Genomic DNA, 25665 nt, shown 5'->3' with positions numbered 1-25665 from the left:
GGCGGCCGGTGCAGGTGCACAGGCGTACAACAGCGGACGCGGCGACGCCCCGGTGGTGACGGACGGTGGCTCAAGTGCGCCACCGGGGTGTCGCGTTGTCAGCCGGTACCTGTACGTTCACGGTCGTGTCTGCCTATCTCCCGGCATCTCGTGCCGTCCGTACCGTCCTGCCGTCGCGCGGTGCCGCGCTGAGCCTCGCCGCGGGTGTCCTGCTGCCGCTGCTGTGCGCCGGGCCGGCGTTCGCCGAGGACGGGAAGAAGAAGGAGCCGAAGCCGCCGGCGAAGATGTCCACGGTGGGCGGAGACCTGCTCGGCCGGCCGGGGACACAGGTGCGGCCCGGCCCGGACACCCCGAAACTGCCGAAGAAGCTCACGGGCAAGTCGTGGATCGTGGCGGACGCCGAGTCGGGTGACGTGCTGGCGGCCCACAACGCGCACTGGGAGCTGCCGCCCGCGAGCACCCTCAAGATGCTCTTCGCGGACACCCTGCTGCCGAAGTTCGACAAGGACCTGGAGCACAAGGTCGAGCCGTCGGACCTGGAGGGCATGGGCCCCGGCAGCAGCGTGGTCGGCATCAAGGAACACCTCACGTATTCCGTGAACGACCTGTGGCTCGGCGTCTTCCTCAGGTCCGGCAACGACGCGGTGCACGTCCTGTCGGCGATGAACGGCGGCAAGAAGAAGACCGTCGCGGAGATGCAGGAGCACGCCGGCGAGCTGAACGCCCTCGACACCCATGTCGTCAGCCCCGACGGCTACGACGAGCCCGGCCAGGTCAGCAGCGCCTACGACCTGACCCTGTTCGCCCGCTCGGGTCTCCAGAAGCCCGACTTCCGGAAGTACGCGGCGACGGCGACGGCCGACTTCCCCGGCGAGGTGAAGACGGTCAAGAAGGGCAAGGACAAGGGCAAGAAGAAGCGCGACAGCTTCGAGATCCAGAACACCAACCGGCTGCTCACCGGCGCCTACGGCCTCGAACCGTACAAGGGCATCGCGGGCGTCAAGAACGGCTACACCTCGAAGGCCGGCACCACCTTCACCGGCGTCGCACAGCGCGGCGACCGGGTGCTGCTGGTGACGGTCATGAACCCCTGGGCCGAGGGCCAGACCGCGGTCTACGAGGAGACGGCCGAGCTGTTCGACTGGGGCTTCACCGCGGCCGGCACGGTCGAGCCGGTCGGCACCCTGGTCGCCCCGAAGGGGGTCGAGGAGGCGGACGACGGCCATGCCGGGGGCGCCGGGAAGAACGCCGAGGAGCCCGAGCAGGCAGGTATCGCGGCCGGGCAGGGCAGCGGCGGTTCGGACGGTGTGTGGACGGTCCTCGGGGTCACGGGCGGGACGCTGGTGCTGCTGGCCGCGGGCGGACTGCTGGTGCACCGCCGGTGGCCGCTGCCGGAGCTGGTCCGCCGCCGCCCCAAGGTCTGAGTGAGCGGCAGGAGGGTCGAGGAGGTCCGGGGTCGGTCCGGGGTCGGTCGGGTCGGGGCCCGGCTCCTGCCGCGGCCGGGTGGCGGGCCCCGGCCTCGCCGGTCCCCCGGCGGCTTTCCCCGCGCCGCCCTGCCGCCCGGCTCGCCCGGCTCTCCCCGCTCCTTCCGCTTTCCCGGCGGCGTCCGCTTCCCGGCGGCGTCCGCTTCCCGGCGGCGTCCGCTTTCCGGCGGCTACCGCTCCCCGATGGCTACCGCTCCCCGATGGCTTCCGCCGCCGCTGCCTCCGTGACGTCTCCGGATCCTCCGCCGCGTCATCCTTCTTCCTTCTCCTCCAGCTCTGCTTCTCCTCCGCCGCGTCTTCCCTCTCCCCCGGCTCTACTTCTCCTCCGCCTCCTTCACCGGCTCCTCCAGTTCCTCCGGCTCCTCCGGCTCCTCCGGCTCCTCCGGCTCCTCCGGCTTCATGGCCTCCGGAGTGGCGAGCGTGTGCTGGGTCGCGGTCCAGGCGGCACAGAACAGCAGCAGCTTGGCCGTGAAGTTGATCCACAGCATCAGGGCGATGGGCACACCGAACGCGCCGTACATGTTCTTGCCGGCCACGCCCTGGAGATAGCCGCTCAGCAGCCACTTGAGCAGTTCGAAGCCGACGGCGCCGATCAGCCCCGCGATCACGACGGCGCGCCGGTCCGGGGTGACCCGCGGCAGCCTGGTCAGCAGATAGGCCAGCATCAGGAAGTTCGCGAGCGCGGCGATCGCCAGTCCGGCGAGGAACAGCAGCACCCGGCCCACGCCGCCCTCGGCGAGGCCGATCCGGTCGGCGACCCAGCCCACGGCGCTGCTGGCGAACGCGGAGCCGCCCAGGGCGACCAGCGCGACGGCGCCGAGCCCGACGAGTACGGCGCCGTCCTTGGCCTTGAGCAGGAACGGGTTGCCCGGGTCCTCCTCCTTCTGCCACACGGCGCGCAGGCACTCGCGCAGCGAGCCGATCCAGCCGGTGCCGGTGAACAGCAGCAGCGCGCCGGCGATCAGCCCCACGGCACCGGCGTGGGAGACCAGGTCCTCGATGTTCATCTGCTCGGAGATGCCGGGGATCTGGTCGGCGAGCCGCCCCTGGAGTTCCCGCACCTGGGCGTCGGTGAGCAGCGCGGCGGCGATCGCGGCACCGACGGTGATCAGCGGGAAGAGGGCGATGAAACTGGTGAAGGTGATGGCGGCGGCGAGCCGCGTCCAGTGCACCACGTCGAGCCGTTCGTAGGCCCGCCAGGTGTGCGTCAGCGTCAGCCTGCGGTAGAGGGGGCCGACCACCGGGATGTTTTTCAGCCAGTCCATGCCGGGTGGTCTACCCCGTCTCGGGCCGTGTGTGCCCGCCCGGGGCGGTGAACACCAGGGTGCGGGTGCCCCAGAAGCGCAGGCAGGTGGCGAGCGCCATGCCGATGCCCGCGCCGGACACCGCGTCGGCGCGCGCCGAGGTGAGCCCGAGGACGTAGTGCGAGACGCCCAGGCAGCCGAGCTGCACCAGCGCCCCGGCGAGATTCACGGCGAGGAACACCAGCCCGCGGCGGGCACGGCCGGCGGCGGCCGTGCGGCGGCGGTACGGTCCGGCGGCGTTGCCGAGGTACGCGACGGTGCACGCGGCGGCGAACGACAGCGCCTTGGCGGTGATCGGGTCGAATCCGGCGGGGCCGCGGAGCCAGAGGAAGAGGGTGAGATCGACCGCGTAGGCGAGGGCGCCGGCCAGGGCGAAGCCGAGCAGTTCGGGGCCGAGCGCGCGCAGCCGGGTCCGCTGCCCGGCCCTCACGGCCCGCTCCCGGCCGCGGCGCCCACGTCTCCGGCGCTCCGGCACACGGCGCCCACGCTCCCTGCTCCGGCCGTCCCGACTGACGGGGCCGCCCCGATCCCGACCGCCCCGGTCCCGGCGGTCCCGGTCCCGACTGCCCCGACCGCCCTGACCCCGGCGGTCCCGGCGGTCCCGGTCCCGGCCGTCCCGCTGCTCACAGTCCGGCGACGGCGAGACCGTACAGGGCCGCCCAGGCGAGCGCGATCAGGACCAGCGGCCGGTCGCGGAGGACGACGTCCTCGGGGGCGCCGGCGGTGCCCCGGTCGGCGAAGACGGCGTACCGCAGGACGGCGAGGATGAACGGCACCATGGACAGCTGCCGCCAGGGCAGCAGGGCGCCCTGCGCCGGGCCGTCCGCCTCCAGGGCCCACAGGCAGTACGCGAGCACGGCGACCCCGGCGGCGAGCTGCCAGACGAAGCGCAGATAGCCGGCGGTGTAGTCGTTCAGCAGCGGCCGGGTGGCGCCCGCGAGGCCGGCCAGCCGTACGGCTTCGGAGTAGCGCTTGGCCGAGACCATGAAGAGCGCGCCGAAACCCGCGGTGATCAGGAACCAGCGGGACAGCGGGATGCCGAGGGCGACCCCGCCGGCCATGGTGCGGAGCAGGAAGCCGGTGGTCACGACGGACAGGTCGACGACCAGGACGTGCTTGAGCGCCACGCAGTAGGCGAACTGCATGACGAGATATCCGGTCAGCAGCACGGCGGTTGCGGCGTTGCACAGCAGTGCCGCCGCGACGGGCGCGCACACGGCGAGCGTCCCGCCGGCGGCGTACGCGGCGGACACCGGGACCTGCCCGGCGGCAACGGGGCGGCGGCACTTCTCCGGGTGGGCGCGGTCGGCCTCGGCGTCGCGGGCGTCGTTGACCAGGTAGACGGCGGACGCGGCGGCCGTGAACAGTGCGAACACGACGAGCAGGCGCAGTGCCACACCGGGTGCGGCGAGTTCCCCGGCGGCCGCGGGCGCGGCGGCCACCAGGACGTTCTTCACCCACTGCCGGGGCCGGGCGGTGCGCAGCAGCCCCGCGGGAAGGGCGGCGGCCCGGGCGATCCGCCCCGGCGGCCCGGGAGGTGCGGCGGCTCCGCTCGGCGGTTCCTCGATCAGTGCGGTGCGGTCAGCCATGCCGGTGGCCTCCTGGCGGGTGAGCGGAACGCGCGGACGCGGCGGTCGGCAGGCCGGGCGGTCCCTCGCGGGCGGCCGGACGGGCACCGCGGCCGCCCAGGCGGGCCGTCAGGGCTCCGAGGGCCGCCCCCGCCGCGACGTCCGACGGGTAGTGGACGCCGGCGACGAGCCGGGAGACGCACACGGCGGCCGCGAGCGGGGGCGCCCAGCGGCCGGCCGGGGGCAGCGCGCCGAAGGCAACCGCCGCGGCGGCGGCCGAGGTGGCGTGGCAGCTGGGGAAGGAGTGCCGGCCCACGGTGCCGACCAGGGGCGGCGGGCCCGGCAGGCCGGGACGGGGACGGCGTACGGCGCGTTTGACGCCCATGGCGGTCAGGTGCGCGAGCGCCACCAGGGCGGTCCCGCGCAGCCAGCGGGAGCGCCGCGCAGGGTCGGTGGCCGCGCCGGTGAGTCCGGCGGCGAGCCACAGCGCGGCGTGTTCGCCGCTGTGCGAGAGGCCGCGGGTCACGGCGGCGATCCCGGCGTCGGCGCCGCACTCCCGCAGGGCCGCGGCGAGGACGCGGTCCGCCCGCCGGGCGCGGGCACGGAGCGCGTGGACCGTGCGGGGTCCGTCTCGGAGGAACACCGGGCCGACTCCTCCCGTACGGGTCTGTCAGGACGCGGGGCCGTCAGGACGACTGTGCGGGGCGCGGCCCGTCCGCGCTCGGTCATCCTGTCGGACACTCGGATAATCACTCTTTTCGGGGATGCTCCGACGAGCATCACCGAACGCGGCAAACAGGGCGATACGGTCACGCCCATGGCCGCTGTCAGTCCCCCCGCCGGCACACCCCCCACCGACCCCACGCCATCAGCCCCGACCGGCCCGGCATCCCACCCGTCCCGCTCACACCCCTCGTCCCCCCCACACCCCTCGTCTCCCTCCTCTCCCTCCTCCCCCTCGTCTCCCTCGTCTCCCTCCTCCCCACCGGACCCGGCCGACCGGTCGGCCGCATCGGCGTCCGGCTCCGCACCGGAGTCCGCACCGGAGTCCGGCACCCCGTCCGGTACCGCCGCCGTCACCACGACCGTCACCGGCTGGGGCCGCACCGCCCCGGCGACCGTGACCCTGGTCCGTCCCCGCTCGTACGCCGAGACCGCCGCCGCCGTACGCGACCGCGGCCCGCGCGGCGTCATCGCGCGCGGCCTCGGCCGGGCCTACGGGGACGCCGCGCAGAACGCCGGCGGCCACGTCCTCGACATGACCGGGCTGAACCGCGTCCGCTCGGTCGACACCGAGCACGGCGAGGCCGTGTGCGACGCGGGCGTCAGCCTGCACCGGCTGATGGAGGTGCTGCTGCCGCTCGGCTGGTTCGTACCGGTCACACCCGGCACCCGGCAGGTCACCGTCGGCGGGGCGGTCTGCGCCGACATCCACGGCAAGAACCACCACGCGGAGGGCGGCTTCGCCCGGCACGTCCGCTCGCTGGACCTGCTCACGGCCGACGGCGAGGTCCGCACCGTCACCCCCGGCACCGACCTCTTCGACGCCACCACCGGAGGCATGGGCCTCACCGGTGTCGTGCTGGGCGCGACCCTGCGGCTGCTGCCGGTCGAGACCTCGCTGATGACGGTCGACACCGAGCGCGCCACCGATCTCGACGACCTCATGGCACGGCTGACGGCCGGCGACCACCGCTACCGCTACTCCGTCGCCTGGATCGACCTGCTCGCCCGGGGCTCCGCCACCGGGCGCGCCGTCCTCACCCGGGGCGACCACGCCCCGCTCGACGCGCTCCCCGCCCGCTCCCGGCGCGACCCGCTCGCCTTCCGGCCCGGCACCCTGCCGCCCGCCCCCCGCTTCCTGCCCGACGGACTGCTCCGCCGCGGCACGGTCGGGCTGTTCAACGAGCTGTGGTACCGCAGGGCGCCCCGGTCGCGCACCGGCGAACTCCAGCGGCTCTCCGCCTTCTTCCACCCGCTGGACGGGGTGCCCGACTGGAACCGGATCTACGGGCGCTCGGGCTTCGTGCAGTACCAGTTCGTCGTCGGCCACGAACGGGCCGACGCGCTGCGCCGGGTCGTCGGCATGCTCGCGCGCCGCCGCTGCCCGTCCTTCCTCGCCGTGCTCAAGCGCTTCGGCCCGGCCGATCCCGGCTGGCTCTCCTTCCCCATGGCCGGCTGGACGCTCGCCCTGGACATCCCCGCCGGGCTGCCGGGACTCGGCCGCTTCCTCGACGAACTGGACGAGGTGGTCGCCGAGGCCGGCGGCCGGGTCTACCTCGCGAAGGACGCCCGGCTGCGGCCGGAGACGCTCGCCGCGATGTACCCGCGGCTCGGCGACTTCCGGGCGCTGCGCGCGCAGCTCGACCCGGACGGCGTCTTCGCCTCGGACCTGGCCCGCCGACTGGGCCTGTGAACCGGGCGCCCACCCCCGCGCCCACCGCTCGACACCCCGCCCGCACACCACCGCTCCACACCGACGCCGCACACCGACGGATCCACGCCACCGCCGCACACCGACGGCTCCACACCCACCGCCGCACGACGGATCCACGCCACCGCCGCACGACGGATCCACTCCACCACCGCACACCGACGCGTCCGCCCCACCGCCTCGTACACCCACCGCCTCAGCCCGCCCCCCACACACCGCAACCCACCCCAGGGAGCATCACGTGCAAGACGCCTTCGGCATCCCGCAGTCGCTGCTGGTCCTCGGCGGCTCCTCGGAGATCGCCCTCGCCATCGCCCGCCGGCTGGTCGCCCACCGCACCCGCACCGTCCTGCTGGCCGGCCGTCCCTCCCCGCGGCTGGACGCGGCCGCCGCCGAGCTGCGCGGTCTGGGGGCGGACGCCCGTACGGTCGCGTTCGACGCCGAGGACACCGATTCCCACGAGGAGCTGCTCGGCAAGCTGTTCGCCGACGGTGACATCGACATGGTGCTGCTGGCGTTCGGCGTCCTCGGTGACCCCGAGCACGACGAGGAGCGCCCGCAGTCGGCCGTACGGGTCGCCCGGACCAACTACACCGGGGCCCTTTCCGCCGGGCTGGTGTGCGGCCAGGCGCTGCGCCGCCAGGGGCACGGCACCCTCGCCGTGCTCTCCTCGTTCGCCGCTGTCCGGGCCCGCCGCGGGAACTTCGTCTACGGGTCGAGCAAGGCGGGCCTCGACGCCTTCGCGCAGGGCCTGGGCGACGCGCTGTACGGGACGGGCGCGCGGGTGATGGTCGTACGGCCCGGATTCGTACGGACGAGGATGACGAGCGGGCTGACCGAGGCGCCGCTCGCCACCGACCCGGACACGGTGGCCGCGGCCGTCGAGCACGGGCTGCGGCGCCGCCGCGAGACGGTCTGGGTGCCCGGCGGGCTGCGCCTGGTGGCGGCTGCGCTACGGCTGCTCCCCCGCCCCCTCTTCCGGCGGCTCACCCTCTGAGCGCGGCTCCTCGGGACGGGACGCCGGCTCGGAACCGGAAGGCGACGGCCCGGACCGGGACGGCCCGGACCGGGACGGCCCGGAAGGCGGCGGCCCGGAAGGCGACAGTCCGGAAGGGGGCGGCCCGCCCTCGGACGGCCCGGAAGGCGACGGCCCGCACCCGGACGGCCCGGATTCGGACGGCTCGGAATCCCCGGTGCCGTCCCCCGGGCCGTCCGCGGTGCTGTCAGCAGTGCGGTCCGCGGTGCTGTCAGCGGCGCGGAAAGGTGGCGGCTGCCGTGTTGAGCGGAGAGGTCTGCGCGGGCACGCCCGAGGCACCGGGCGCGCCGACGGGCCGGCCGAAGGGATACTCCCGCATCATCCGCCAATGCCCGTCCGGCCCCTGCTCGTAGAGCGCGAAGCCGGAGGCGGTCCAGGCGGCGGTGTAGTCGGCCAGCTCCCGCTGGGCCCGGTCCATCGCCTCCTCGGCGATGCCGTGCGCGACCGTGACGTGCGGGTGGTACGGGAACAGCAGCTCGCGGTGGACCGGCCCGGAGCGCACCTGCTCCTGGAGCACCGTGCAGGCGGTGAGCCCCTCGGCCAGCTGGACGTAGACCACCGGGGACACCGGCCGGAACGACCCGGTGCCCTCCAGCCGCATCCGGAACGGACGCCCCTCGGCGGCCACCCCGGCCAGATGCGCCCGGAAGGCGGGCAGTACGGAGCTGTCGACCTCGGTCGGCGGCAGCAGGGTGACATGCGTGGGGATGCCGTGTGCGGCGGTGTCCCCGAAGCTTGCGCGCCGCTGCTGGAGCAGGCTGCCGTACGGCTCCGGGACCGCGATCGAAACGCCGAGCGTTACGGTCCCCACGTCGTTCTCCTCTGCTGCTGTCACGGCGCCGGACGGCGCCACCGATGCCAGTGTGGCGGGTGCGGCCCGCTGCCGCGAGCATCACCGGTCCCGCCCGGACGGGTCGGGGGTCGTGAGGGGCGGCCGCCGGGCCGCCGCGGGCGGTCCGGCACCGCGGACCGCCTGCTCAGTGTGCGTTTCGGTGGGCGGCGTTCAGTGCTTGGCGGCGAGAAAACCCACTCGCTCGTACACCTGCGCGAGGGTCTCCGCGGCGACGGCGCGGGCCTTCTCCGCGCCCTTGGCCAGGACCGAGTCCAACGTCTCCGGATCGTCCAGGTATTCCTGGGTCCGGCGCCTGAACGGAGTCACCCACTCCACCAGGATCTCGGCGAGATCGGTCTTGAGCGCGCCGTAGCCCTTGCCCTCGTAACGCTGCTCCAGCTCCGCGATGTCCGTGTCGGTGAGGGCGGAGTAGATCGTGAGCAGGTTGCTCAGGCCGGGCTTGTTCTCCTCGTCGTACCTGATCTCCGTGCCGGTGTCGGTGACGGCGCTCTTGATCTTCTTCGCGGAGGTCTTCGGCTCGTCGAGGAGGTTGATGATCCCCTTCGGGGTGGAGGAGGACTTGCTCATCTTGAGCGTCGGGTCCTGGAGGTCGGTGATCCGCGCCGTCTCCTTGACGATGAAGGCGTCCGGCACCTTGAACGTGTCGCCGTAGCGCCCGTTGAACCGCTCTGCGAGCGCGCGGGTCAGCTCCAGGTGCTGCCGCTGGTCGCCGCCGACGGGGACCTGGTCCGACTGGTAGAGCAGGATGTCCGCGGCCATCAGCACCGGATAGGTGAACAGCCCCACGGTGGTGCGGTCGGCGCCGTGCTTGCCCGACTTGTCCTTGAACTGGGTCATGCGCGAGGCCTCGCCGAAACCGGTGAGGCAGTTCAGCACCCAGGACAGCTGCGCGTGCTCCGGGACATGGCTCTGGACGAACACCGTGCAGCGCTCCGGGTCGAGCCCGGTCGCGAGCAGCTGGGCGGCCGCGAACCGGGAGTTGGCGCGCAGCGCCTCCGGGTCCTGCGTCACGGTCAGCGCGTGCAGGTCCACGACCATGTAGAAGGCGTCGTGGGTGTCCTGCTGCGCGACCCACTGCCGGACCGCACCCAGGTAGTTGCCGAGGTGGAACGAGCCGGAGGTGGGCTGGATTCCGGAAAGCACACGAGGTCGATCAAGGGCCATGCGCCCATTCTCTCAGGTGCGGAACCGATCTCCGGCCTCTCCCGCAACAACGGGGCAACGGAACGCACACAATGAGATGAGGAACACATAAGCCCGGTGAACCGCACATCGAGCAGCCCGGCGCGGGCGCCGCGGGAAAGTTTCCGGGCATTCCGCCGGGGCGACAGTAGAAAGGGGCACACCAGCACCCCCGGACCGAATGGAGCAGCCGTGACGCGTACGGACCGCAGCATCGCCGCCGCCGAGGCGCACAGCGCGCACAACTACCACCCGCTGCCCGTCGTCGTGGCCTCCGGCGAGGGCGCCTGGCTGACCGACGTCGAGGGCCGCTGCTTCCTCGACATGCTCGCCGGGTACTCCGCGCTGAACTTCGGCCACCGCAACCCCCGGCTGATCGACGCGGCCAAGGCCCAGCTGGACCGGGTCACCCTCACCTCCCGCGCCTTCCACCACGACCGGTTCGCCGAGTTCTGCGCACGGCTCGCGGCGCTGTGCGGGAAGGACATGGTGCTGCCGATGAACACCGGCGCCGAGGCCGTCGAGACGGCCGTGAAGACGGCGCGCAAGTGGGGCTACCGGGTCAAGGGAGTGCCGGACGGCCGGGCGAAGATCGTCGTCGCGGAGGACAACTTCCACGGCCGGACGACGACGATCGTCAGCTTCTCCACCGACCCGGAGGCCCGCGCCGATTTCGGGCCCTACACCCCCGGCTTCGAGATCGTCCCGTACGGCGACCTGGCCGCGCTGGAGGCCGCCGTCGACGAGGACACCGTCGCGGTGCTGCTGGAGCCGGTCCAGGGCGAGGCGGGTGTGCTGGTGCCGCCGCCCGGCTATCTGCGGGGCGTACGGGAGCTGACCCGCGCCCGGAACGTGCTGTTCGTCGCCGACGAGATCCAGTCCGGGCTCGGCCGCACCGGGCGCACCTTCGCCTGCGAGCACGAGGACGTGGTGCCCGACGTGTACGTCCTCGGCAAGGCGCTCGGCGGCGGTGTGGTGCCGGTGTCGGCCGTGGTCGCGTCCCGCGAGGTGCTGGGCGTGTACCGGCCGGGCGAGCACGGCTCGACGTTCGGCGGGAACCCGCTCGCGTGCGCGGTCGCGCTGGAGGTGATCGCCATGCTGGAGACGGGCGAGTACCAGCAGCGCGCCACCGAGCTGGGCGATCATCTGCACCGCGAGCTGGGCCTGCTGACGGGCGAGGGGCCCGTGACGGCGGTGCGCGGCCGGGGCCTGTGGGCGGGCGTGGACATCGCCCCCGGCCACGGCACGGGGCGGGAGGTCTCGCAGCGGCTGATGGAGCGCGGGGTGCTGGTCAAGGACACGCACGGCGCGACGATCCGGCTGGCACCGCCGCTGGTGATCGGCAAGGAGGACCTGGACTGGGGCCTGGACCAGCTCAGGGCCGTGCTGCGGGCGTAGCCGGGGGCCTCGGGCCGTCCGGTCGACCGGCCGGTCCGGGCTCGGGCGTACGGACTCCGGCGCAGGGGCTCCGGGTCACGGGCACGTCGTACGGCCCCTGGTGTACGGACACCTCTTACGGGCCCCGGCGTACGGGCTCCCGCGCACGGGTCCGGCCCCACGGGCCCCGGCGTCCGGCCGGCCGTGCTCAGGGGAGGATGCGGCACAGGGCGTCGAGCGCGCCCGCGTACGCGTGGTCGGGCGGGGCACCGTAGCCGACGACCAGACCGTCCCGCCCCGGCGGGCGGCCGCCGCCGGGGGCAGCGGAGCCGTTGGAGCGGTCGGGGCTGCCGGGGTCCGGCGAACCGTCCGGAGCCGCGCCGGAGCCGCCGCGCCGGCCGCCGCCGTCCGGAGCCGGGCCGCGGCCACCGGGCCGGTCGCGGCCGTCCGGAGGCGGATCGATACCGTCGCGGCAGTCCGGGAACGGCCCCGGGCGGCCGTGACAGCCGTCCGGAAGCGGGCCGATACCGTCGCGGTCATCCAAGGCCCGACCCGGACCGTCGCGCCCCTCCGGGAACCGGCCGCGGCCGTCCGGCTCCCGGCCCGGGGCATCCCCGCGGAATTCCGGGTGCCGGAAGCGGCCCAGGCCCTCCAGGGCGAGCCCCTCCCAGGCCGCGTTGCGCAGCACCGACCGCTCCGTGCCGGGCGGGAGTTCGAGCACCGCGTGCAGTCCCGCGGCGATGCCGGTGACCGGGATGTGCGGGGCGCGCTCGGCGAGCGCCGCGACGAGCTGGTCGCGGCGCCGCCGGTAGCGCAGCCGCATCGCGCGCAGATGCCGGTCGTAGCCGCCGCCCTTGACGAACTCGGCGAGGGTGAGCTGGTCGGGGGTACCCGTCATCGCCTCGGCCGGGGTCTTCGCGGCCAGCACCTCGGGCACCAGGTGCCGCGGCAGCACCAGCCAGCCCAGCCGCAGGCCCGGGGCGAGGCTCTTGCTGGCGGTGCCGAAGTGGACGACGCACTCGGGATCCAGGCCCTGGAGGGCGCCGACCGGCTGGCGGTCGTAGCGGAACTCGCCGTCGTAGTCGTCCTCCAGCACCAGGCCGCCGGTGCGGCGCGCCCAGTCGACGACGGCCGCGCGGCGGTCGGGGGCCAGCGGCATGCCGGTCGGGAAGTGGTGCGCGGGGGTGAGCAGCACGGCCCCGATACCGCCCGGCACCGCGGCCTCCGCCGCGGCCAGCTCGCCGACCCGGGTGCCGTGTTCGTCCTTCGGCAGCGGCACGGTGCGCAGCCCGGCACCGTGGAGCAGGTCCCAGTGGAAGTCCAGCCCGTACGAGTCGACGGCGACGGCGCTCGCGCCCTGCGCCCTCAGGGCCCGGCCGACCAGCATCAGCCCCTGTACGAAACCGGCGCAGATCACGATCCGTTCCGGCGCCGTCCGTACCCCCCGGGCCCGCGCCAGATAGCCGGCGAGCGCCTCCCGCAGCTCCGGCCGCCCGGCCGGGTCGCCGTAGCCGAAGGCGTCCGCGGGCGCGGCGGTCAGGGCCCGGCGGGCGGCGGACAGCCAGGCGGCGCGGGGAAAGGCGGCGGTGTCGGGCGAGCCGGGCATGAGGCTGTACACGGGGCGCCGGGGCGTACGGGCTCCCGGCACGGCGTGCGGCACGGGCGGCGGCCCGGCCGCCGGACGGACCGGCTCCGCCCGGCGGGCCACCTCGGTGCCGGAGCCCTGGCGGGCGGTGAGCCAGCCCTCGGCGGCCAGTTCGCCGTAGGCGTCGGCGACGGTGTTCCGGGCGAGCCCGAGGTCGGCGGCGAGACCCCGGGAGGAGGGCAGCCGGGTCCCGGGCGCTAGCCGCCCGCTCCGTACGGCCTCGCGCAGCGCCTCGGTGAGCGCCGCCCGCACCCCGGGCGTGCCGGGGGCGGGCAGGTCGAGGTGCAGATCGGTGCCGGCGCCCGCCCCCTCGGCGCCCGCACCGGCGCCGACCTGCCCGTGGCCGACCGGCCCGTGGTCGTCCGGCCCGTGGCCGTCCGGTCCGCCGGAGCCCGCACCCGCGCCGACCGGCCCGTGGCCCACCGGCCCGTGATCACGTGCCCCGCCGCCGACCGCACCGGCGCCGTCCGCCCCCGGAATGGCCCACGAATCCGTCATGGAAATGGACCATACGCCCAGTCCACTGTGCTCGTACCGTCGAGGCATGACGACAACGAACCAGCAGCAGCACGACCACCTCGGCGGCCCCCGGATGAATCTGGCGAAGCTCGTCCCCGACGTCTACAAGGCGATGGTCGCCCTGGACCGCGCCGCCTCGAAGGGCGTCGACCCGGTGCTCGCCGAACTCGTCAAGATCCGCGGCTCGCAGCTCAACCACTGCGCGTTCTGCATCGACATGCACACGAAGGACGCGCGCGCGGCGGGCGAGCGGGAGGACCGCATCTACCTCCTCAACGCCTGGGAGGAGGCCACCGGCTACTACACCGAGAAGGAACGGGCCGCGCTCGCCCTCACCGAGGCGGTGACGGTGCTGACGGACGGCTTCGTCCCGGACGAGGTGTACGAGCGGGCGGCGGCGCACTTCGAGGAGACGGAACTGGCCCAGCTGATCAGCCTGATCGTGGCGATCAACAACTGGAACCGCTTCGCCGTCACCTCCCGCGCCACCCCGGGCGTCTACCAGCCGGGGCAGCACGCCTGACCGTGCCGGCACCGCCGCCCCGGGCGGCCGTCACGCCCCGCCCGCCACCCGGCCCGCGGGGCGCGCCGCCGCCCCGCTCCGGCCCGGGCGGCGCTACAGGCCGCCCGGGCCGGAGCAGGGCGGTTCGGAGGGCGTGCCGTCCGGGAGACGGCGCCGCTCGGTCCGGTCGACGAGCCACACCGGCCGCGCGTCCTCGACCACGGCTTCCACCGCTGCAGCGCGGCGTCCCGGTCACCGCGCCGCCATGACTCCACGCTCCCCCGCACCGTCGGGCGGCCCGCCGGCAGCGGGAACTCCGGCTCCACCGTCCCGCCGGGGGATCGTCACCGGCCAGGTCCGGCAGCCCGAGCGCCCCGGCGACGACATGCGCGCAGGCGCACACCACGCCGGCCGTCACGAGAAACCCGGCACCGCACACGTCTCCCACGGCCGAGCAGATCCGCACCTGCGACGCGGGGCGGCACGTCGCTCCCCCGTACCGCGGCCACGGGCGCTCCGCTCCCCCACTCGTGTCCGGTCGGCCCGCGCACGGCGTCCTCGGCCCGGCGGCCCCGCACAACCAGGGCGCGAGGACAGGCGGTTCGGCCCACGCGGAACCGCACTCCCCACCGGGCGGGTCAGGCGCCCGCCCCGCCCCGCACCCGTGGTGACCTGTGCCTGCGTCGATCGTTTACACGACGGGGGCGTTTCCACGAACCGGGCCACCGGATGGCGCATCATGGATCCAGGCCCCCGCACGGCAGTACGGCACGCAAGCACACAGCCAGAAGGGGGGACCCACCATGGGAGGTCTCGCGATGACGACGGCGCCGCTGCCCGACCACGAGTTGGACGACCTGCTGCGGACCTACGAGCACCTGGAGGTGCCGGAGGGACAGCGGGCTGAGCTCATCGGGGGGGAGATCGTCATCTCACCGACGCCCACCACTTTCCACAACTGGATCTACAGTGAACTGCACTACGCGCTGGCACTGTCCGCGCGACCGCGAGGCTGGTCGGTCACCAACACCACCACCGTGCACCTTCCCGCGACGGATGAGATGTACATCCCCGACCTCCTGGTCTGTGGTTCGGACGCGCTCCGCCGTGCCAAGGACTGGAAAATCCCGGCCGATGACGTGTTGCTGGCAGCGGAGATCACCTCACGCTCCACAGCCAGGCGGGACCGCGGCGACAAGATCTGCGGCTACGCCCGCTCCCGGGTGCCGGTGTGTCTGCTGGTCGACCCGCTGGACGACGACGGCTGGACGACGGTGTACTCGGAGCCCGGTGGCGAGGGCCGCTACCAGTCCGAGCACCGGGTGCCCTTCGGCGCGGAGCTGGCCCTCCCGGAGCCGTTCGGGCTGACGCTGGACACCTCCGCGTTCCGCACGGCCTGACGCGGCGCAGCGGCCGACCCGGTGGGTGACTCCGGGTCGGCCTTTGCCGTGGACGGCCCCGGCCCCGGGCAGCAGTTCCGAGAGTTCGAATTCGCGTGGAGGCGGCTGACCCGGGTGGCGTACTTTCCGTGCACGGCGGTGCCACGGTCGGTCATCGGGCGCCTCCGGGGGCGGACGCCCCACTCGCTCCGGGGGGCGCGGAACCATGCTGTGCATCCGGAGGCTCACGACCATGCAGGGGAACACAGCGGCGCAGCCCCCCTCCCATCCCGTCGGCCCGGTGGGACCGGCACGCGGCGTGATGGGGCCGGTCGGCCGGACGGGGCCGCCGCCGGAGACCGGCGGACGGGCTCCGGCGGGCGGCTGAGCCCGCCCCCGGCCGGGCGGCTGAATCCGCCCCCGGTGCCGCACCCCCGGCTCACCGCCGTGGAACCGGTGAGCCGGGGCAGGCGGTCAGGATTTGGGCAGCCACTTCCGCCAGACGTCCGGGTTGTCCTCGATCCAGCGCTGCGCCGCCTCCTCCGGGGCGAGTTTCTCGGCGGCGATCAGCTGGGAGACCTCGTTCTGGTCCTTCTCGGTCCACCGGAAGTTCTGGAGGAACTCGACGGCCTCGCCGCCCCGCTGCACGAAGTCCGCGTTGAGGAACTTCTGCAGCGGCGTGGTCGGATACTCGCAGTCGATGTCCTCCGGTGCCTTGGCCGCGCACTCCTCGGTGTACTCCGGGAGTTCGACCTCGTCCATCGGGATCTCCTCGAAGAGCCAGTGCGGCTTGTACCAGTACGTCAGGTACGGCTTCTCCGTCTTGGCCGACTGCCGCATCTGGCTGATCTGGGCGGCCTCGGAGCCGGCGAAGACGACCTCGTAGTCCAGGTCCAGGTTCTTCACCAGGGCCTGGTCGTTGGTGATGAAGGACGGCGAGCCGTCCATCAGCTGGCCCTTGTCGCCGCTCTCCGGGGTGCGGAGCTGGTCGGCGTACTTGTCGAGGTTCTTCCAGTCCGTGACGTCCGGGTGCTTGTCCGCCCAGTACTTGGGCACGAACCAGCCGATGTGGCCGGTGACGCCGAGGTCGCCGGCGCGTTCGATCGTGCCCTTGTCCTCGATGTAGAGCTGCTCCTGCTCCGGGTGGCCCCAGTCCTCCATGATCGCGTCCACCCGGCCCTGGCTGAGGGCGTCCCAGGCCGGCACCTCGTCCGTCTGGACGACGTCGACGCGGTAGCCCAGTTCGTCCTCCAGCAGCTTCTTGGCGACGGCCACGTTGGACTGGGAGCCGACCCAGGACTGCTGGGAGAGGGTGACGGTCTTGACATCGGCCGGGGGCGCGAACGGCGACGACTGCTTGGTCATGTCCGCTGCGCCGCAGCCGGAGGCGGCGAGCAGCACTCCGGCCGCCAGCGTCGCGCCGGCCGCCGTACGGGCCCTGCGGCCCCGGATCGTACGGGTGCGAGCCATGTCAGCTCTCCTTCCGCCGGCTGCGGGTGGTGGGCTGGGTGACCCGGTCGAGCATCAGCCCCAGACAGACGATCGCGGCGCCCGCGATGAGCCCGGTCGCCAGGTCGCCCTGGGCGAGGCCGAACACGACGTCGTAGCCGAGCGCGCCGGATCCGACCAGGCCGCCGATGATGACGACGGCGAGGGTGAGGACGACGCCCTGGTTGACGGCGAGCAGCAGTGCCGGGCGGGCCAGCGGCAGCTGGACCTGGCGGAGCTGCTGGCCGCCGGTGGCGCCCATCGAGCGGGCGGATTCCAGGGCGCCCGGGTCGACGCCCCGGATGCCCTGGGTGGTGATGCGGACGACCGCGGGCAGCGCGTAGACGACCGCGGCGGCTGCGGCGGGGGCGCGGCCGACGCCGAACAGGGCCACCACGGGGATCAGGTACACGAACTGCGGCATGGTCTGGAAGACGTCGAGGACCGGCCGCAGCAGCCGTTCCAGCCGTTCGCTGCGGGCGGCGGCGATGCCGACGGCGAAGCCCAGCACCAGGGTCACCACGACCGCGGCGAGGACCTGCGAGAGCGTGTCCATCGACGGCTCCCACACGCCGAGCACCCCGATCACGGCCATCGCGAGGACCGCGGTCAGCGCGGTGCGCCAGGTGCCGATGACCCAGGCGAGGGCGGCGACGACCAGCAGCACGGACCACCAGGGCAGGGACTGGAGGCCGTCGCGCAGCGGGTTGAGGATCCAGTTGGTGAAGTGGGCGGCCCAGTCGGCGGTGCCGCCGATCACCGGGACCCCGGTGTAGAGGTGGTCGACCATCCAGTCCTTGGCCGTGTTGACGGGGCCGGCGATGGGCACGGTCCAGCCGTCCGGCCAGATCCGGCCGCCGGAGAGCCGTCCGGCGACGGCCACCGCGGCGGCCGTCAGGGCGACGAGCCCCCAGCCGCGCCATCCGCGCAGCGCGTGCGGGCCGGCCGGCTCGGCGCCGATCCGCTTGCCCGCCGCCTCGGTCGTCCGGTCCAGGACGATCGCGAGCAGCACGATGGGGATGCCCGCGGCGAGCGCGGCGCCGACGTCGACCGAGGAGAGGGCCTGGTAGACCTGGTCACCGAGGCCGCCGGCGCCGATGACCGAGGCGATGACGGCCATGGACAGCGCCATCATGATGGTCTGGTTCAGGCCCAGCAGCAGTTCCTTGCGGGCGAGCGGCAGCCGTGCGGTCAGCAGCCGCTGCGTGCCGGTCGCGCCGAGCGAGGCGGCGGCCTCCATGACGCCCTTGTCGGCGCCGCGCAGGCCGAGCGCGGTGAGCCGGGCCATCGGCGGCGCCGCGTAGATCACGGTGGCCAGCACGGCGCCGGGCACACCGATGCCGAAGACCAGCACCACCGGCAGCAGATAGGCGAACGCGGGCAGCACCTGCATGGTGTCGAGCACCGGCCGCAGCAGCCGGTACGTACGCTCCGACAGCCCGGCGGCGAGGCCGAGCAGCGCGCCGAGAATTACGGAGACGAGCACCGCCACCACCATCAGCGCGAGGGTCTGCATGGTCGGCAGCCACATGCCGAGCACGCCGCACAGCAGGATCGCCACGGCGGAGGTCAGCGCGAGGCGGATCCCGGCGACGCGCCAGGCGACGAGGGCGGCCAGCGCCGTGACGCCCGCCCAGCCGAGGGCGAGCAGCAGCAGATAGACACCGCGTACGGCCAGCACGACGGCGCCGGACACGTAGCCGAAGAAGTACAGGAACAGCCCGTGGCTGCCGCGGTTGTCGACGATCCAGCCGCTCACCTCGCCGAGCGGGCCCGACACGTCCACGGTCAGCGCGCCGGGCCAGCTGCCGCTCGACCACTTGGCGTGCAGCAGCGGCACGGCCACCACGGCGGCCAGTGCGAGGACGAGCAGTTTCGCGACGGCGGGTCGGCGGCGGAGCACCGACAGCGGACTGACGCGCGTGGAGCCGCCGGCGGTTCCGGTGGCGGTTCCGGTGGCGGTCGCCATCAGGCGGCCACCTCTTCCGCCCCCGTGCCGGCGACGACTCCGAGCAGGCACTCGTGGTCGACGACACCGAGCAGCCTGCCCTCGTCCACGACCCGGGCGGCCGGGTCGCCGGAGCGGGCGACGGCCTCGATGGCCTCGGAGACGGTCGCGTCGGGACGCAGCGCGGGGCCCGCGTCGGCCTCGCCGTCCTCGGGCGGGCGCATCGCGGTGCCGACGGTGATGACCTGCTCGCGCGGCACATCGCGGACGAACTCGCGGACGTAGTCGTCGGCGGGCGCGCCGACGATCTCCTCCGGGGTGCCGAGCTGCACGATGCCGCCGTCGCGCATCAGCGCGATCCGGCTGCCCAGGCGCAGCGCCTCGTTGAGGTCGTGGGTGATGAACACCATGGTCCGGCCCTCCTCCCGGTGGAGCCGGACGACCTCCTCCTGCATCTCGCGGCGGATCAGCGGGTCGAGGGCGCTGAACGGCTCGTCGAAGAGCAGCACCTCGGGGTCGACGGCGAGCGCGCGGGCCAGTCCGACGCGCTGCTGCTGACCGCCGGAGAGCTGGCCGGGGCGGCGGCTCTCCAGGCCGGCGAGGCCGACCTTCTCCACCATCTCGGCGGCCCGGGCACGGCGCTCGGCCCTGCCCATGCCCTGGATCTCCAGGCCGTAGGCGATGTTGTCGAGCACGGTGCGGTGCGGCAGCAGGCCGAAGTGCTGGAAGACCATCGCGGCGCGGTGCCGGCGCAGCTCCCGCAGCCGGGAGCGGTCCATGCCGAGCACGTCCTCGCCGTCGATGGCGAGGCTGCCGCTGGTCGGTTCGATCAGCCGGGTCAGACAGCGCACCAGGGTGGACTTGCCGGAGCCGGAGAGGCCCATGACGACGAAGACCTCGCCCTTGTGGACGTCGAAGGAGACGTCCCGTACGGCCGCGGTGCAGCCGGTGCGCCGGCGCAGCTCGGACGCGGACAGCCGGGCGTACTCGCTGCCGGGGACGCGGTCGGCCCTGGGGCCGAAGACCTTCCACAGCTCCCGGACGCTGAAGACGGGCGTGGCGCCGGTGTCACGTGTGGCGGCGGCTGACGCGTCCTGCGCGTCGCCGCCGCTCGCACCGGTGGTCCGGGACGGTATGCCGGTCATCGGGCGTCGCCTCCGTCGTTCGGTGCGGTGAGCAGTTCGGCGCATTTCTCGCCGACCATGAGGACTCCGATCATGGGGTTGACGGCGGGCATCGTCGGGAAGACCGAGGCGTCGGCGATACGGATCCCCTCCAGACCGCGCACGCGCAGCCGCGGGTCGACCACGGCCGTGGTGTCGTCGGCGGCGCCCATCCTGCAGGTGCCGGCGGGGTGGTAGACGGTGTGGGCGACCTTGCGGGCGTACTCGCTGATGTCCTCGTCGGAGGTGACCTCCGGGCCGGGGGCGACCTCGCGCTTGAGCCAGTGGGCGAGCGGTTCGGTCTTCGCGATCTCGCGGGCGAGCTTGACGCCGTCGACGAGGGTGCGGCCGTCGTAGTCGTCCTCGTCGGTGAAGTACCGGAAGTCGAGGGCGGGCTTGGCCTCGGGGTCGGCGCTGGTGAGGTAGAGCCGGCCGCGGCTGTGCGGCTTGGGGATGTTCGGGGTCATCGACACGCCGTGCGCGGGCTTCTCGTAGCCCAGTCGCTCCGGGTTGTCGGTGAACGGGATCTGGTAGAAGTGGAACATCAGGTCCGGGCCCCGGGACCCGGGGTCGCGGCGGACGAAGAGACCCGCGTCGGAGTCCATCGCGGAGTTCTCCGGGATGGGGCCGTGCGTCTCCCAGACGACGACCGACTCCGGGTGGTCGAGCAGGTTCTCGCCGACGCCGGGCAGGTCGTGGACGACGGGGATGCCCAGCTTCCGGAGGTCCTCGGCCGGGCCGATGCCGGACAGCATCAGCAGCCGCGGGGTGTCGACGGCCCCGGCGCACACCAGCACCTCGCGCTTGGCGCGCAGCAGCAGTTCCTCGCCGTCCTTGGTGCGGACGTGCACGCCGGTGGCGCGGTTGCCCTCCAGCTCCAGCTTGTACGCCCAGGTCTCCAGCATGATCCGCAGATTCGGCCGGTCGCCGGCCTCGATGTGCGGGTGGAGATAGGCGACGGAGGCGGAGGAGCGCTTGTTGTTCTCCGGGTGGTAGGCGAGGTCGAAGAAGCCGGTGCCCTCGTGGAACGGCTGCTTGTTGAAGCCCTCGATCCGCGGTACGCCCGCCGCCTGCCGAGCGGCCTCGACGAAGTCACGCGCGATGGCGTTCCGGTCCTTCTCGTCGACCGGGACGATGTTGTTGCGCAGCTTGTCGAAGAACGGGTCCATGGAGGCCGCGTCCCAGCCGGTGGCGCCCGCCTCGGCCCACTCGTCCCAGTCGCCGGGCAGCGGCTTGAAGCTGATCAGCGTGTTGTGCGAGGAGCAGCCGCCGAGCACGCGGGCGCGGCTGTGCCGGATGAAGGAGTTCCCGCGCGGCTGCGGGGTGGTGGCGTAGTCGTAGTCGAGTTCCCCGCCGAGCAGTCCCAGCCAGCGGCGGAGTGTCAGCACCTCGGGCCGGTCGATGTCGCTGGGGCCGCCCTCGACGACGGTGACCGTGACACCGGGGTCCTCGGTGAGCCGGGAGGCGATGACCGAGCCCGCGGTGCCGCCGCCGACGACGACGTAGTCGACCTCGTCGGGAGGTCCGGGAGGCCGCTGCGCTCCGCCGGTGCTGCCGTGGGACGGGGACATGGGTCTGCTCCTTCGTGCAAGGTGCGTGCGTGTGGTGGTGCGGCGGCCGGCCGGTGGTGTCGCGCGGGCCGCCCGCGGTCAGCCCGCGAACCAGCGCTGCGGGCGCGGGTTCAGGTTCTGGTAGATGTGCTTGGACTCGCGGTACTCCGCCAGCCCCTCGGGGCCCAGCTCGCGGCCCGTGCCGGAGCGGCCGAAGCCGCCCCACTCGGCCTGCGGCAGGTACGGGTGGTAGTCGTTGATCCAGACGGTGCCGTGCCGCAGCTGTCCGGCGACCCGGCGGGCGCGGCCGGTGTCGGCCGACCAGACGGCGCCCGCGAGCCCGTACTCGGTGTCGTTGGCGAGTGTCACGGCCTCCCGCTCGGTGCGGAAGGTCTCCACGGTGACGATCGGGCCGAAGGTCTCCTCGCGGATGACGCGCATGTCGCGCCGGCAGTGGTCGAGGACCGTCGGGGAGTAGAAATAGCCGCTCGCGGGCCGCACGTCGGAGGGCTCGGGCCGGGAGCCGCCGGTGACGACGACCGCGCCCTCCTCGCGGGCGGAGGCGACGTACCCCTCGACCTTCGCGAGCTGCTGGGCGGAGACGAGCGGGCCGCACTCGACGCCCTCCTCGGTGCCGCGGCCGAGCCGGATGGCGGCGGCGCGGCGGGCCAGTTCGGCGACGAACCGGTCCCGTACGGATTCCTCGATGATCAGCCGGGCACCGGCCGAGCAGACCTGGCCGCTGTGGAAGAAGGCGGCGTTCAGCGCCTGGTCGACGGCCGTGTCGAAGGACTCGTCGGTGGCGCAGGCGTCGGCGAAGACCACGTTCGGGTTCTTGCCGCCCAGCTCCAGGGCGACCTTCTTGACGGTGGGCGCGGCGGCCTGGGCGACCTTGGTGCCGCTGGCCAGCCCGCCGGTGAAGGACACCAGGTCGACGCCGGGGTGCTCGGACATCCGGGCGCCCACCGGGTCGCCGGCGCCGGTGACGAGGTTGGCGACGCCCTCGGGCAGCCCCGCCTCGGCGAGCAGCTTGATCATGTGGACGGTGGAGAGCGGTGTGATCTCGCTGGGCTTGAGCACGAAGGTGTTGCCCGCGGCGAGGGCGGGCGCGACCTTCCAGCTGGCCTGGAGCAGCGGGTAGTTCCACGGGGTGATCAGCGCGCAGACCCCGACCGGCTCGTGCACGACGACGCTGTGCACGTCCGGGTCCTCGGCGTCGACCACCCGGCCGCCGCTGCCGTCCAGGACGAGCCCGGCGAAGTAGCGGAAGGCCCCGGTGACGTCGTCGACGTCGATCCGGCCCTCCTCGACGGTCTTGCCGGTGTCGCGGCTCTCCAGCAGCGCGATCTCCTCGCGGTCCCGCTGGAGCAGGTCGGCGAAGCGGCGCAGCAGCGCGGAGCGCTCGGCGACCGGGGTGTGCGGCCAGGGCCCGGAGTCGAAGGCCTCGCGCGCGGCGGCGACGGCCGCGTCGGTGTCCTCGGCCCCGCCCTCGGCCACCTCGGTGATGACGGTCGCGTCGGCGGGGTCGAGGACCTCGCGGGTCGCACCGGACGCGGCCGCGCGCCACACGCCGCCGATGTGCAGGGTCTCGAGTGCCGCCATGGGTTTTTCTGCCCTTCATGCCTGAAATGTCCACTACCAGTTCAGCCGTAGTGCGCCGAACCGGCAACCGAGACCCCTCCCCAAAGTCCGGAAAGGTATGCCCCCGAATTCACTCTGAGTGGCATGACTCACGCTTGTGCCGTTACGGGCACGTCCGTGAACAGCGCTTTGCCCCCGGCGACCGGAGTCGCCGGGGGCAAAGTGTGCACTCTGGGTGATGCGAGGAGGAGCCTTTCGGACCCTTGCCGCGGCCCGTCGGACCGGACCGCGGACCGGGTACGGGTGCGTCGGCGGACGGGGCCCGCCGGCGGCACGGCGGGGTTCAGAGCAGGCCGAGACCGCGCACCGCGTCGCGCTCCTCCGCCAGCTCCTGCACCGAGGCGTCGATGCGGGTGCGGGAGAAGTCGTTGATCTCCAGGCCCTGCACGATCTCGTACCGGCCGTCCCGGGTGGTGACGGGGAAGGAGGAGATCAGGCCCTCCGGGACGCCGTAGGAGCCGTCCGAGGGGATGCCCATGGAGGTCCAGTCGCCCTCGGCGGTGCCGTTGACCCAGGTGTGGACGTGGTCGATCGCGGCGTTCGCGGCGGAGGCGGCCGACGACGCGCCGCGGGCCTCGATGATCGCGGCGCCGCGCTTGGCGACGGTCGGGATGAAGGTGTCGGCGAGCCATGCCTCGTCGTTCACGACCTCGGCGGCGTTCTTCCCGGCGATCTCGGCGTGGAAGACGTCCGGGTACTGGGTGGCGGAGTGGTTGCCCCAGATCGTCAGCTTCTTGATGTCCGAGACCTGCGCGCCGGTCCTGGCGGCGAGCTGGGAGATGGCGCGGTTGTGGTCCAGACGGGTCATCGCGGTGAACCGCTCGGCCGGCACGTCCGGCGCCGCGGCCTGCGCGATGAGCGCGTTGGTGTTCGCCGGGTTGCCGACGACGAGGACCTTGACGTCGTCCGCCGCGTGGTCGTTGATCGCCTTGCCCTGCGGCTTGAAGATGCCGCCGTTGGCCTCCAGCAGGTCACCGCGCTCCATGCCCTTGGTACGGGGCCGGGCGCCGACGAGCAGGGCCACGTTCGCGCCGTCGAAGGCCACGTTCGGGTCGTCGGTGATCTCGATGCCGCGCAGCAGCGGGAACGCGCAGTCGTCCAGCTCCATGGCGGTGCCCTCGGCCGCCTTGAGGCCCTGCGGGATCTCCAGCAGACGCAGCTTCACCGGCACGTCCGCGCCGAGGAGGTGACCGGAGGCGATGCGGAAGAGCAGCGCGTAGCCGATCTGTCCGGCCGCGCCGGTGACGGTGACATTGACGGGAGTGCGGGTCATGTGCGATCTCCTGCTGCGGGTCGTCGGTGGGTGTCCCTGCCCCATTTCGCTTCGGTCTCCCGCCCGGTTCTGCCAGGGCTTGGTCCGTCCGGAGAAAGGCAAGGTAGGGGAGACCAGGCGTCAGGCTATCCGACGGCGGTCCGGCGGGCGGTCCGGCCCTGTGTGTCACGGCTCACCGCCCGGGCCGGCGTCCGCGGCGGGCCGGGCGGGCGTCCCGGGGCCCGGCGGCCGGGGCCTGCCGCACCGCCGGTCCGCTTCCGGGCGCGGCTGGCGGCCGTCCGCCGAGGAGGGGAACAGGCGAACGGCCGCCCGGGTGCGCCGCACCCGTGGGGGGATGTAACGCTCGCCTGCCCCCTCCGGACGGTTCCATGCGTGCGGATCCGGCCGGTGGTGGGAGGGGATCCGGCCAGTCTTACGGGCTGCTCCGCGCCTGCGGATCCGGCGGGGGCCGCGGAACCGGCGGGGGTCGCAGCTCCGGCGGGGGCCGCGGAACCGGCCGGGGGAAGCGGGCGGTTCGGTGCCTCCCGGTCCGCGTCCGGCTGCTGCGGGCCCGGGCTCGGAGGTCGGGCGGCGGGCTCGGGCGTCGGAGGTCGCGGGCTCGGGCGTCGGAGGTCGGGCGTCGGAGGTCGGGCGGTGAGCCCGCGCGGCGGGCCGGGGCCAGGCGTCGAGGGCCGGGGGCGGGCGGTTCCGTGCCTCCCGGTCCGCGTCCGGTTGCTGCGGGCCCGCGGCCTGACGGGCGGTCGGGGTGTGCCTCCCGGTCCGTCCGGCTGCTGCGGGCCCGCTGCGGCCGAAGCCCCGCTCACGTTCCGGTGCCGGACTCCTCCGGGGCGCCGGCCGCGTCCCGTTCCGGGGACGCGCTGCCCGGCGGGGTGCAGCCGCTCTCCCCGGCGGCCGTCGTGGCGCAGGCCCGGACGTCCTCCGGCGCCGCCGCGGGGACCATCCGGGTGTAGGCGGTCGCGCTCCCAGCCCCGGACCCGGCCGCCGTCTCCGCGCTCTCGCTCCGCTCCCCGGCGGTGATCTCCACCGAGTCCCCGGGCGCCGCCTCGGAGATGCGCGCCCAGGCCGCGCCGCACACCTCGCTGAACCGGACCTCGACGAAGGCCGAGCCGACCCGGGCGTCCGTGACCGTACGGGCGTGCTCGCCGCCGCAGCCCCGCTCCTCCGGGTCCTGCCCCGCGCAGTCGTCCCCGGCGCACTCGACGCCGGCGGGCAGCGCGGGTGTCCGGGAGGCGGTCGGGGGCGGGGTGACGGCGGACTTCCCGGGCTTCTCGCCGCCGCTGCCGGCACCGGACAGGATGACCGCCGCGGCGGCGACCAGT

Annotated in this window: 20 protein-coding genes; 6 read left to right on the top strand and 14 right to left on the bottom strand. The window is 74.0% G+C overall.

The window, feature by feature from the left end; translation table 11 throughout:
• Positions 1 to 125 precede the first annotated feature (125 nt).
• Positions 126 to 1424, top strand: a complete 1299-nt coding sequence (locus GCU69_RS09615; RefSeq protein WP_328629987.1) for a D-alanyl-D-alanine carboxypeptidase family protein — start codon at positions 126 to 128, stop codon at positions 1422 to 1424.
• 374 nt (positions 1425 to 1798) lie between these two features.
• Here GCU69_RS09615 and GCU69_RS09610 read toward each other — a convergent pair whose 3' ends face one another.
• The 4 genes from GCU69_RS09610 to GCU69_RS09595 form a co-directional block, all read right to left on the bottom strand.
• Positions 1799 to 2749, bottom strand: coding sequence for a YihY/virulence factor BrkB family protein (locus GCU69_RS09610; RefSeq protein WP_156205686.1), 951 nt, complete (start codon positions 2747 to 2749; stop codon positions 1799 to 1801).
• A 10-nt stretch (positions 2750 to 2759) separates the two neighbouring features.
• Positions 2760 to 3218, bottom strand: coding sequence for a GtrA family protein (locus GCU69_RS09605; RefSeq protein ID WP_235978352.1), 459 nt, complete (start codon positions 3216 to 3218; stop codon positions 2760 to 2762).
• Between the two features lie 193 nt (positions 3219 to 3411).
• Complete coding sequence (locus GCU69_RS09600) at positions 3412 to 4377, bottom strand: decaprenyl-phosphate phosphoribosyltransferase (protein WP_098753628.1); 966 nt, start codon at positions 4375 to 4377, stop codon at positions 3412 to 3414.
• Positions 4370 to 4999 (bottom strand): phosphatase PAP2 family protein, encoded by a 630-nt coding sequence (locus GCU69_RS09595; protein WP_098753627.1) that lies wholly within the window; start codon positions 4997 to 4999, stop codon positions 4370 to 4372. Before GCU69_RS09595 ends, GCU69_RS09600 begins: the two co-directional genes overlap by 8 nt.
• Before the next feature lie 174 nt (positions 5000 to 5173).
• On the opposite strand from GCU69_RS09595, the gene GCU69_RS09590 reads away from it, so the two are divergent.
• Both GCU69_RS09590 and GCU69_RS09585 read left to right on the top strand, forming a co-directional pair.
• The gene (locus tag GCU69_RS09590) at positions 5174 to 6772 is read left to right on the top strand and encodes an FAD-binding protein (protein WP_408055787.1); all 1599 of its coding nucleotides are present in this window, start codon (positions 5174 to 5176) and stop codon (positions 6770 to 6772) included.
• Between the two features lie 259 nt (positions 6773 to 7031).
• The gene (locus GCU69_RS09585) at positions 7032 to 7787 is read left to right on the top strand and encodes a decaprenylphospho-beta-D-erythro-pentofuranosid-2-ulose 2-reductase (protein ID WP_098753625.1); all 756 of its coding nucleotides are present in this window, start codon (positions 7032 to 7034) and stop codon (positions 7785 to 7787) included.
• A gap of 250 nt (positions 7788 to 8037) precedes the next feature.
• Here the strand turns inward: GCU69_RS09585 and GCU69_RS09580 are convergent, their stop codons facing one another.
• Both GCU69_RS09580 and trpS read right to left on the bottom strand, forming a co-directional pair.
• Positions 8038 to 8637: a 2'-5' RNA ligase family protein gene (locus GCU69_RS09580; protein ID WP_156205685.1), complete on the bottom strand. Its 600-nt coding sequence runs from the start codon at positions 8635 to 8637 to the stop codon at positions 8038 to 8040.
• A gap of 192 nt (positions 8638 to 8829) precedes the next feature.
• Positions 8830 to 9843 carry a tryptophan--tRNA ligase gene (gene trpS / locus GCU69_RS09575; protein WP_098753623.1) on the bottom strand — a complete coding sequence of 338 codons (1014 nt, stop codon included), beginning with the start codon at positions 9841 to 9843 and terminating at the stop codon, positions 8830 to 8832.
• A gap of 210 nt (positions 9844 to 10053) precedes the next feature.
• On the opposite strand from trpS, the gene rocD reads away from it, so the two are divergent.
• Positions 10054 to 11259, top strand: a complete 1206-nt coding sequence (gene rocD, locus GCU69_RS09570; protein WP_156205684.1) for an ornithine--oxo-acid transaminase — start codon at positions 10054 to 10056, stop codon at positions 11257 to 11259.
• A gap of 187 nt (positions 11260 to 11446) precedes the next feature.
• Here the strand turns inward: rocD and pdxR are convergent, their stop codons facing one another.
• Positions 11447 to 13381, bottom strand: a complete 1935-nt coding sequence (gene pdxR, locus GCU69_RS09560) for a MocR-like pyridoxine biosynthesis transcription factor PdxR (RefSeq protein ID WP_408055786.1) — start codon at positions 13379 to 13381, stop codon at positions 11447 to 11449.
• Between the two features lie 46 nt (positions 13382 to 13427).
• Between pdxR and GCU69_RS09555 the strand changes: the two genes are divergently transcribed.
• A complete protein-coding gene (locus GCU69_RS09555) occupies positions 13428 to 13925 on the top strand; it encodes a carboxymuconolactone decarboxylase family protein (protein WP_098753620.1) in 498 nt (165 codons plus the stop codon).
• A gap of 782 nt (positions 13926 to 14707) precedes the next feature.
• Positions 14708 to 15304 carry a Uma2 family endonuclease gene (locus tag GCU69_RS09550; protein WP_098753618.1) on the top strand — a complete coding sequence of 199 codons (597 nt, stop codon included), beginning with the start codon at positions 14708 to 14710 and terminating at the stop codon, positions 15302 to 15304.
• A gap of 453 nt (positions 15305 to 15757) precedes the next feature.
• On the opposite strand, the gene GCU69_RS09545 is transcribed toward GCU69_RS09550, so the two are convergent.
• The 7 genes from GCU69_RS09545 to GCU69_RS09515 form a co-directional block, all read right to left on the bottom strand.
• Positions 15758 to 16753 (bottom strand): ABC transporter substrate-binding protein, encoded by a 996-nt coding sequence (locus GCU69_RS09545; protein ID WP_156205683.1) that lies wholly within the window; start codon positions 16751 to 16753, stop codon positions 15758 to 15760.
• A gap of 1 nt (position 16754) precedes the next feature.
• Complete coding sequence (locus GCU69_RS09540) at positions 16755 to 18740, bottom strand: ABC transporter permease (RefSeq protein WP_156205682.1); 1986 nt, start codon at positions 18738 to 18740, stop codon at positions 16755 to 16757.
• Positions 18740 to 19864, bottom strand: coding sequence for a quaternary amine ABC transporter ATP-binding protein (locus GCU69_RS09535; RefSeq protein ID WP_156205681.1), 1125 nt, complete (start codon positions 19862 to 19864; stop codon positions 18740 to 18742). The genes GCU69_RS09540 and GCU69_RS09535 overlap by 1 nt, the downstream gene beginning before the upstream one ends.
• Complete coding sequence (locus GCU69_RS09530) at positions 19861 to 21453, bottom strand: GMC family oxidoreductase (RefSeq protein WP_098753614.1); 1593 nt, start codon at positions 21451 to 21453, stop codon at positions 19861 to 19863. Before GCU69_RS09530 ends, GCU69_RS09535 begins: the two co-directional genes overlap by 4 nt.
• Positions 21454 to 21531: 78 nt before the next feature.
• The gene (locus tag GCU69_RS09525; protein ID WP_098753613.1) at positions 21532 to 23034 is read right to left on the bottom strand and encodes an aldehyde dehydrogenase family protein; all 1503 of its coding nucleotides are present in this window, start codon (positions 23032 to 23034) and stop codon (positions 21532 to 21534) included.
• Positions 23035 to 23356: 322 nt separating this feature from the next.
• Positions 23357 to 24346, bottom strand: coding sequence for a malate dehydrogenase (locus GCU69_RS09520; RefSeq protein ID WP_098753612.1), 990 nt, complete (start codon positions 24344 to 24346; stop codon positions 23357 to 23359).
• A 799-nt stretch (positions 24347 to 25145) separates the two neighbouring features.
• On the bottom strand, positions 25146 to 25665 hold a 520-nt coding region (locus tag GCU69_RS09515), incomplete at its 5' end, for a DUF2690 domain-containing protein (RefSeq protein WP_156205680.1).

The organism is Streptomyces lycii (genome assembly GCF_009735685.1).
GTDB classification, from domain to species: domain Bacteria; phylum Actinomycetota; class Actinomycetes; order Streptomycetales; family Streptomycetaceae; genus Streptomyces; species Streptomyces lycii.
The sequence above is the reverse complement of the archived record's forward strand: the minus strand, read 5'-3'. Positions and strand labels throughout refer to the sequence as shown.